6 protein-coding genes and 1 rRNA gene are annotated in these 7,745 nt (G+C 35.6%); 6 read left to right on the top strand and 1 reads right to left on the bottom strand.

The window, feature by feature from the left end; genetic code table 11:
* Positions 1 to 90 (top strand): 5S ribosomal RNA (rrf, locus tag B1R93_RS22520); the annotation flags it as partial.
* Positions 91 to 526: 436 nt separating this feature from the next.
* On the opposite strand, the gene B1R93_RS22515 is transcribed toward rrf, so the two are convergent.
* The gene (locus B1R93_RS22515; protein ID WP_088106141.1) at positions 527 to 1,405 is read right to left on the bottom strand and encodes a LysR family transcriptional regulator; all 879 of its coding nucleotides are present in this window, start codon (positions 1,403 to 1,405) and stop codon (positions 527 to 529) included.
* A 110-nt stretch (positions 1,406 to 1,515) separates the two neighbouring features.
* Here B1R93_RS22515 and B1R93_RS22510 point away from each other — a divergent pair, with 110 nt between their 5' ends.
* The 5 genes from B1R93_RS22510 to B1R93_RS22495 all read left to right on the top strand — a co-directional run bounded on the left by B1R93_RS22510 (position 1,516) and on the right by B1R93_RS22495 (position 7,740).
* Positions 1,516 to 2,607: a citrate synthase/methylcitrate synthase gene (locus tag B1R93_RS22510; RefSeq protein ID WP_088106140.1), complete on the top strand. Its 1,092-nt coding sequence runs from the start codon at positions 1,516 to 1,518 to the stop codon at positions 2,605 to 2,607.
* Between the two features lie 250 nt (positions 2,608 to 2,857).
* A complete protein-coding gene (locus B1R93_RS23180; protein ID WP_165763922.1) occupies positions 2,858 to 3,004 on the top strand; it encodes a hypothetical protein in 147 nt (48 codons plus the stop codon).
* A gap of 485 nt (positions 3,005 to 3,489) precedes the next feature.
* Positions 3,490 to 5,313, top strand: a complete 1,824-nt coding sequence (locus B1R93_RS22505; RefSeq protein ID WP_088106139.1) for a MotA/TolQ/ExbB proton channel family protein — start codon at positions 3,490 to 3,492, stop codon at positions 5,311 to 5,313.
* The gene (locus B1R93_RS22500; RefSeq protein WP_088106138.1) at positions 5,306 to 5,998 is read left to right on the top strand and encodes an OmpA family protein; all 693 of its coding nucleotides are present in this window, start codon (positions 5,306 to 5,308) and stop codon (positions 5,996 to 5,998) included. Before B1R93_RS22505 ends, B1R93_RS22500 begins: the two co-directional genes overlap by 8 nt.
* Before the next feature lie 332 nt (positions 5,999 to 6,330).
* Entirely contained in the window at positions 6,331 to 7,740 is a 1,410-nt protein-coding gene (locus B1R93_RS22495; protein ID WP_165763921.1) for a response regulator transcription factor, read from the top strand.
* Positions 7,741 to 7,745 lie beyond the last annotated feature (5 nt).

Below are 7,745 nucleotides of genomic sequence, written 5' to 3'. Positions count from 1 at the left end.
ACCCGTTCCCATGCCGAACACGGTCGTTAAGCTCTTTTGCGCCGATGGTAGTTGGGGGATTCCCCCTGCGAGAGTAGGACGTTGCCAGGCAGATAAAGTACAATCCAATGGATTGTGCTTTTTTATTTGTACAAGGATTACGCAGAAAGGCGCTGAAGAGCCTGGTCCGTAGGAACAGCGTCTTCTGTGACTAAGCCGATGGAAACAACGTGAATAAGCTTCCCAGAAAAGACATCATGTCCCCCTGTGAGACGAGACTGTTATCTTCGTGAAACGTCACGAATGAACAATGAAACAAAACACCTTGCCTATTCATCCCCGAAGAAGAGAATAGTTGAGCCAGGACGTTGCCAGGCAGATAAAGCATAATCCATTGGGTTATGCTTTTTTTATTGCACAAACGTATATGCACGAAGGTGTGCTAAAGAACCCAACCTATTCTTTTTATATGGATCTATAATAAATTCATAAATCTGCTTAAAGAAATAGCTCCTTTTGAGAGCTTTTTGAAAAGAACACCTTCAATTTATAGTTGGTAATGAGAAAGGAATTCCAAAAATTCTTTCTGTTCTTTATGAAAGAATTTTAGGATAGCATATGTATTGGCTTCAGGATGTGGAAATGATTTGAGATCAACCTCTAGCAATCTTCCTTCAAGTAGCTCTCTTCTCACTGTTGATAAAGGGAGAAAAGAGACACCAAGACCTTCTGCTATAAAGCGTTTTGTAATATGAGTTTGCGAAACCTTCATCATACGAATACTAGGATAAAACATTTTAACGGTAGTACATAACCCTTTCCAATAGCCAGGATGATTATGTGTTAATAAACGGTTGGAGGATAATATTTCTTCCTCGTCTAATGGAAAGGCAGATTCAAAATCTCTTCCATCATGTGGTGCCACTAAAATCACTTTATCGTTGTAAAGTAATTTACTCTCAAGATCAGGATGAAAACTTTGAAGACATGAAAGGCCAATATCCACCACTTCATCATTGACCGCTTTTTCTATGTCTTTTGATTCAACAATTTCAATAGTGATCTCTACCTCAGGGTGTTTTTTTATGTATTGTTTAAGAACAAATGGTAAAATCGTGTCAGCTATAAGAGGGGAGATGGCAAGGGAAAGTTTTGTTGTGTATCCCTGACTAAAAGTTTTTAAATCCTCCATTCCCGATTCATATACCTCCATTAAATGGATTGCGTGGTTCAAGTATTTTCTACCTGATTCAGTTAATTTTACTTTCTTTCCTTCCCTCTTAAACAAGCGGACACCAAGTTCCTTTTCCAATTGTTTAACATGTACGGTTACAGTAGGCTGAGAAATAAATAAATAATCGGCAGTTTTGCGAAAATTACCTGATTCTGCTGCAGTAATAAAAGTTCGGATCCAATTTAATTCCATCAATACCCTCCTTATTTAATTTTATAATCAATTTATTTAAATATATTTAATTTTATTAATTGATTATCTATTATACAATATTTGTAACAAAAGGGAAGGGAGAATAAAAAATGTATTATAAAGGACTTAAAAGAGTTGTGGCTGCAGAAACCTGCATCAGTCACATTGACGGTGAAAAAGGAAAACTTATTTATAGGGGATATGAAATTAGAACTCTAACCACAACATATTCATTTGAGGAGGTCGCATTCTTACTTTGGTTTGGCTATTTACCAACAGCCGCGGATTTAGATAAATTAAAGAATAAGTTAATGAGCAATCGAAACTTAACACCAACAATGGAATTAATTATGGAACATCTCCCGCATAATATGGATTTGATGAGTGTAATCAGAACTGTTATTTCGGCAGAAGGTACAACAGATTACCAATGGAAACCTACAATTTCTCAAGCCATACGAGTAACCGCTGTTATTCCAACAATTATCGCTTATTGGCAAAATAAAATCGATGGCAAAATTTCAAAAGAACCAAATGATGCATTTAACCATGTTGAAAACTATTTATACATGTTAAATGGGAGAAGACCTACAAAAGCTCAAGTTGCTGCTTTAGAAACTTACATGATTTTAACTCTAGAACACGGAATGAATGCATCTACTTTCTCAGCTAGAGTTACTGCTTCAACAGAGTCTGATATGGTATCAGCCATTACTTCTGCAATTGGAACTATGAAAGGACCTTTACATGGCGGAGCACCTTCAGGAGTTATCGAATTACTAAATGAAATTGGAACACCGGAAAATGCAGAAAATGTGATTAGAAATAAGCTGACTAATGGTGAAAAACTTATGGGGTTTGGTCATCGCGTATACAAAACACACGACCCGAGAGCGATAGCATTAAGAAATAATTTAATTAAATCAAGAGGATTAGATAGTTGGCTAGACCTTGCCATTCATGTAGAAAATGTTGCGATTAATGTATTAAATGAACTAAAACCAGGACGGTCTCTATATACGAATGTAGAATTTTATGCTGCAGCCATAATGAAGTCAATTAATTTGGCTCCAGAACTTTTTACACCAACGTTTACTACAAGTCGGGTTGTTGGTTGGACCGCTCATGTACTTGAACAAGCTGACGACAATACAATTTATCGACCTCAATCCGAATATATCGGGGAGATTAAAGAGGTATAGATAGTATATTTTATAAACGGACGAATAACAACTATCTGAACGATTTAATACTTTTCCAGGGTTGGTTGTATAAATTCGAGTGCTATATAAGTATTTTTTTACAGAATTAAAAAATAGCAACTGTCACGTAGCTATAATGATGAGTAACGATATCCCTGCACATGAAATAAAAGAAAGTAATCTGGGGAAAACTCATAACAGTAAAGTTGAGATTTCTATATAATCAATTGAAAATAAGTGGAGGGTCAACATGGAAAAAAATCAACATCATGATGATAATTTAAATTCAAAACGAAAAGCCCATAAAGAAACGTTAGAAATAAGTCCGACAGGCTATGGATTTGTATATGTGGAAAATGAAGTCGAAGAAGAACAAAATTTTGAACAAAAGGAATAGAGAACCCCTCGTTTAATGAACACAAATACGATTAAGTCTGTATCACATTTACGTCAACTTGAAGCGTTTTCGATACCAAATCAGCGCTTCCCCTGAACTGCAATTTGAGAATATATATCCATTTTTGATTTTTCTTTAGGTGCTGCAGAAATTAGTCTTATTTTTAGATTGACTGGTTTGAAGATAGGATTAACAGTCAAGATCCAGCTATATATGAGGGATTTTAACGATAAAGTTGTTTCTATACCAGCGCTATCCGAGGGGATAGTGCTTTTTTTGATTTAGAGTGATGCATCACAGACATAAACCTCATTTTGCTTCCTCTGCATGATTTGTCCGGCTGCCGAATAGCTATTAATAAAGATGGAAGACATGCTAGGGGCTTTTTCCATCGATACTTCATATATTTTTAATTTGTCTATTGTGTTAAGTTAAATTGAATTGATTTAGAACTTGTCGAAGCTTATCAAATAGGGGGATGCTGAATGGTTGAAGCGATTTTGACGTTTTTTATAAGTGAACAGCAAGTTCAATCAATTTTATCGAATCCGGTGATTGAATTGATATTCATGGTGCTGTTTTTGACCTTTGCCGTAACGATTTTCGTTCATTTTATGTTGTATAGTAAATTAAGAAGTATTCGTAACTTCATACGTGATACCAATTCTTTGGATATTGTGCCGCTTAATCGGTTTCAAGGGGAATTTGAGCATAAGAATCAACAGGAATCAGTTAAAGTCGAGACTTTTGTCCAGAAGAAGTTTTCTGATTGGCAGTTCTTAAATGTCCCTGTTGTTAGTCTGATTAAAATGATACAGATGACTGTATCGGTTTTTATTTTAATTGGTGTATTAGGGACATTCATTGGGCTTGCGATGTCACTTGGAAGTATTGATGCAACAGGAAATCAGCTGGTAGAGAATGTCGCACTCGTTCTCGCAGGTATTGATACAGCGTTTTATACGAGTATTGCTGGTATGGGATTATCGTTGGTGATGACAGTCGTTACTCGAGTAGCGAACACCGAATTTATGCTAACAGATATTATGTTAAAAACAGAGTCATTTTTAGAAGAAAATGAACAAGATACGATGACTCGTTTAATAGGTGTATCAGAAAAGATTCATTCCTCCATTGAACAGCTTCGTGAAACGAATCAAGAATCATTACAAAGCATCGTTGACTCCTTTGATGGATTTCAAGAATACACGGTTGGATTGCAACAATCTGCGAAGGATTTAGCGACATTTAATGAAGGGCTAGCAGAAAATTCGAAAGACTTTACAGTCATTTTTGATAACGTTAAAAAAGTTACGGATGGTTTTGATAAAGGAGTCACAAAGCTAAATAAACATTTTGATCAGTTGTTTTCTTACTTTTATAAAATGGATCAGCGAAATGAAAAGATGACGAGTGCCTTTACCGAAACGTACCAAAAAATATCGGAGCTAACGAACGCGCAGACAGAAACAATGAATCATTTTCAGCATTCGGTTGAAAACGTAAAGGACTTTTTCTCCTCTGTAGCCCAGAGACAGGAAGCGATCCATGTTGCATTCGAGAACATGAATGTACAGAGTGAACAACTTGTAAACATGATGAAGGAAAATAATCAACAGTTTGATCGAGTATTCGGAGATGATGTCAGCTCGAAACTATCCGAAATGAATACGTATGTAAGGGAATTGAGGCAGGATTTTCATACACTTGGGAACTCAATCGCTCGTCTACCGAATGCGCTAGAGACGATTAACAAGGCGCAAGGCGATTATAAAAATTTATTAAGCTACCGTTTCGACGAATTGAAGCAATTTCAATATGAATTCAATCAGCATCTACACGTTCAGGCATCTAATACACAAGCCTTTGAAAACTACTTGAACGACGTAACCCGTTCTTCAGAGCAACTTGGGATGAAAAATTCTCAGTTACTACAAGACATGAACCGGATAATTACGCAGATGTCAGACTCGTTCCTTCACCGCGAGAATCAGTTCGAATCAAGCATCGTGGCTCTTAAAGATACACTCTCTAAACATGTGGCAAATGTAGAGGGGACACTCGGCGATAAAATGGAAAAGGTCAGCAGAAATATTGGTGAGTATATCATTGAAATGAATGAAGCAGTAAAAAAAGAATTTAAACAAATAGGAGATAGAACCGAAGAGAATCAACAAAGTAGTGCTCGGTATTTACAGCAAACCTTAAATGAGTTGAACGAACAATTTCAACAATTAAATCGGCAGCTTCATGCCTTATCGCAGGCAAATAATCAAAGCACTCGTGTAAGGGTTGGAGCCAATGATTAATAAATATAAAAGATTATTTCATCGCGAAGAAGAGGAAAGTCATTTTTGGCCATCGTTTACGGATTTATTAACGTCTGTTTTACTTTGTTTTATTCTTATCTTTCTCATTATGATGGTGATTAAATCATTTCAAATTGAAGAGATGAAGCGGACGATTGATCAAATCATGGGGGTTAGAGTTCATTTAATTAATGATTTAAATGACGAGTTTGATGATTCTCCTCTTAGTATCGAAATCGATGAGGAGACAGGTGCATTAATCTTTAATACAGATGTATTGTTTGAATTTGATGCGGCTGTTTTAAAGCCAGAGGCGTTTGAATTCTTAGATGAATTTGTCCCTGCTTATTTAGATGTGTTATTGGAAAGTGGTTATGAGGAGCATATTTCAGAAATCATCATTGAAGGGCATGCCGATCGTAATGGAAGCTATTTGTACAATCTCGAGCTGTCGCAGCAACGAGCGTTTAGTGTGGCGGAGTATATTCTTAGTGAAGAGTTTCCTTATAAAAACGTTCAAGAGCATCTAAAAGCAAAATTAACGGTGAATGGTAGGTCGTTTACCGAAGGACGTACCGATGAAGATGGAAATTACAGCAACCAAGCTTCTCGTCGGGTAGAATTTAAATTTCGCTTAAAGGATGAAGAAATTTTAGAGAAAACACGTGAGTTATTGGGAGAGTAATCATTTCAAAAACTGCATCGAAAAAACAAAGCTCAGAGACTGTTCTCTGAGCTTGTTTTTTCTTCATTCTGTCTACTGTTACACCTTTGATAAGTTTATGACTGTAATGAATGGCCCTTTATAAAAATCTCCAACATCATATATAGACTCTGAAGTGACATGCTCTAACAAATTTTAATAAAGTCAGGAAGACTTTAATACTTTTGATACTACTAAGCAATGTGGAAAAATAATCCTTCTCTTAAACAAGGAGGAAAGAACAACTATTTTCTAGAAAGCTATTACATTTGAACGATATTAATATAGAAGAAAAACGGGGGGCGATGGTTCTTATGATTAAAGTTTTAATTGTAGAGGATGATCAATTAGTAAGAAAAGGACTTATGTTCGCTATGCCGTGGAGTGAGTTTGACATGAAGGTCGTTGGGGAAGCTAGTAATGGGAAAAAAGGATTAGAGTTTTTAGAACATGAATCAGTTGACCTTGTTATTACCGATATTAACATGCCTGTTATGTCAGGGATGGAATTTATGCGTATTGTAAAAGAACGTTATCCAAAAGTATTTATTGCAGTTTTGACTCTTCATCAGGATTTTGAATACATACAGGAAGCCTTACGTTTAGGGGCAATTGATTTTATTACGAAAGTTCAATTGGAAAAGGAGAAGTTTGATCAAGTTCTTGAACGGATTCATAAGAGGATTGTTCAAGAAAAAACAGAGGATTCTCAATTTGTAAATGAAGCATATTGTCAAAAAGATACAGGGATTGCTTTCTTTTTTCAAGATGAGATTCAACAGACGAATTGGGTAAAACAGATAAAACGTATAAAGCACTTTTCTATTCAGCAAATTGATCAGACCGTTTGGTTTTGTTATGGCACTCTAGAAGCAGAACCTGAAAATATGCTTCAAGAATTGCTCTTTGGTTTACAGGGGCAGGACGAATATTTTGTAGTAAAGGTAAATGGAATTAAAGGTAGATTATGCAATCAGGTTTACCGATTACTCCTTAGTTATCGCGATAAGTTGTTTTTCTATGAATGTATGAGACAAAAAAATTATTCTTATAGGAGTATAGGGGACATTGAAAAAGAAATTCGTGTATCAATCACTGATAAAACAACTGTAAAAAAGAAACTTTTCTCGTTTAAATGGGTGTACGAAGAGCAACAGTTTGAAGTGATGATTAGTGAAGTTGAAAGGCTCTATTTACTAAGTGAAGATCTGCATCAATTGGTTCAAGAACTGCTTGATGAATGGAACAAACAATATCCTTTTATACCAACAACTCATATCAATACCATCCTTGAAATTAATGAATGGAATCAATTTATAAAATGGCTATCCGATTTTCGAGCTACTATAAAATTAACAGCTGGAAATGATTATGCAGAAGATGTAGTAAATAGTATTTTAATAGCATTAAAACTAATTCAAGAAAAATTGCACGAAGCATTAACGGCGGATGAGGTAGCGAAATTAGTTACTATGAGCAGAAGTTATTTTAATAAATGTTTTAAGGACATAGTTGGGAAATCATTTCATCAGTATTTACGAGAACATAGAATTGAAAAAGCTAAAAGCTTGATTGAGCAGACAAATGAACCGCTGCAATGGATTGCAGAACAAATTGGGTATTTAGATGAGAAGTATTTTAGTAGAGTTTTTAGAGAGCAGATAGGCGTGTTACCTAGTGAATATCGAAAAAAACATCGAAAGGGTGACAGACGACCTCGATAAAGTGG

Origin of the sequence: Halalkalibacter urbisdiaboli (assembly GCF_002156385.1) — a bacterium.
In the GTDB taxonomy this organism is placed as follows: Bacteria; Bacillota; Bacilli; order Bacillales; family Bacillaceae_D; genus Halalkalibacter_A; species Halalkalibacter_A urbisdiaboli.
The sequence above is the reverse complement of the archived record's forward strand: the minus strand, read 5'-3'. Positions and strand labels throughout refer to the sequence as shown.

Coding starts and splice junctions, on each gene's coding strand:
- B1R93_RS23180 (WP_165763922.1), top strand. CDS start 2,858: ATGGAAAAAAATCAACATCATGATGATAATTTAAATTCAAAACGAAAA.
- B1R93_RS22505 (WP_088106139.1), top strand. CDS start 3,490: ATGGTTGAAGCGATTTTGACGTTTTTTATAAGTGAACAGCAAGTTCAA.
- B1R93_RS22510 (WP_088106140.1), top strand. CDS start 1,516: ATGTATTATAAAGGACTTAAAAGAGTTGTGGCTGCAGAAACCTGCATC.
- B1R93_RS22500 (WP_088106138.1), top strand. CDS start 5,306: ATGATTAATAAATATAAAAGATTATTTCATCGCGAAGAAGAGGAAAGT.
- B1R93_RS22495 (WP_165763921.1), top strand. CDS start 6,331: ATGATTAAAGTTTTAATTGTAGAGGATGATCAATTAGTAAGAAAAGGA.
- B1R93_RS22515 (WP_088106141.1), bottom strand. CDS start 1,405: ATGGAATTAAATTGGATCCGAACTTTTATTACTGCAGCAGAATCAGGT.